Here is a 1,263-nt window from a genome sequence, read left to right as displayed (position 1 = left end):
GAAGATTTTGAAGGTGATAACCAAACCGTTACTGCCAACTCTAATCCTACCAATGGAACTGTAGTAATGAATCCTAACGGAACGTATACTTACACTCCTAACCCTGGATTTATTGGGGAAGATACTTTTGAATATACTATTTGTGATGATGGTAATCCTCAAGCTTGTGATACTGCTACAGTTTATATTGACGTTTTACCTGAAAGTGGACCGTCTAACGAAGCGCCTATTGCTAATGCAGATACGTCAACAACACCTGTAGGAACACCTATTGATATTGTTGTCCTTGCCAATGATTTTGATCCTGATGGCGATCCTATTACCATTACTGCAACTACTGATCCTGCAAATGGAACTGTAACTCTAAATCCTGATGGAACCATTACCTATACGCCTGATCCTGGATTTACGGGTGAAGATACCTTTACCTATACAATCTGTGATGATGGTACGCCTGCTCTTTGTGATACTGCTACAGTGACTGTAACAGTTCAAGATGCTAGTATGCCAAATACGACTAATGCTAATGATGATGCTTACTATGTAACGCCTACTAGTGTTTTAACAGGAAATGTATTATTTAACGATAATGACATTGAAGGTAATACCCAAACTGTAACTTCTACTACTGTAACAACTGCAGAAGGTGTTATCGTAAATATTGATCCTAATACTGGGGAGTTTACTTACACGCCTAATGCTGGATATTCTGGTACGGATTCTTTCATTTATACTATTTGTGATAATGGAAACCCTATAGCTTGTGATCAAGCTACTGTATATATAACCATTGATGGTGTTGCTGGTCTTAGTATTGAAAAATCTGCTTCGAGCTCAACGACAGGTTGTGTCGGTGAAGGCGATACAATAACTTATACCTTTACTGTTACTAATTCTGGTAGTGTTCTTATTAATTCAATAACTATAATTGATGATTTATTAGGTGGTGATATTACGTCGTCTTTAACGCTTACTGGCGATAATGGCGATGGTATTCTTGACCCAACGGAAACTTGGATTTTCACTGCGCCTGATTATACCATTACGCAAGCTAACGTGAATGCTGGAAATATTACCAACAATGTTACAGCTAATGGTTTAGAACCTGATGGAACAACTGTTGTTCAAGCCACTGATACTTATATCATTGATGCTAGTAATACAGATGTAACACTATGTAATGATAGTGGTATTAATATCGTAAAATCTGCTTCGAGCTCAACGACAGGTTGTGTTGGTGAAGGCGATTTAATTACTTATACA

At 37.7% G+C, this 1,263-nt stretch carries 1 protein-coding gene; it reads left to right on the top strand.

Annotated elements, in window-relative coordinates; translation table 11 throughout:
* Positions 1 to 1,263, top strand: a 1,263-nt coding sequence (locus ACJBCC_RS17220; protein WP_407557923.1) for an Ig-like domain-containing protein, incomplete at both ends; no start/stop codon positions are given.

The organism is Winogradskyella sp. 4-2091, assembly GCF_045765065.1.
GTDB lineage: Bacteria > Bacteroidota > Bacteroidia > Flavobacteriales > Flavobacteriaceae > Winogradskyella.
The sequence above is the reverse complement of the archived record's forward strand: the minus strand, read 5'-3'. Positions and strand labels throughout refer to the sequence as shown.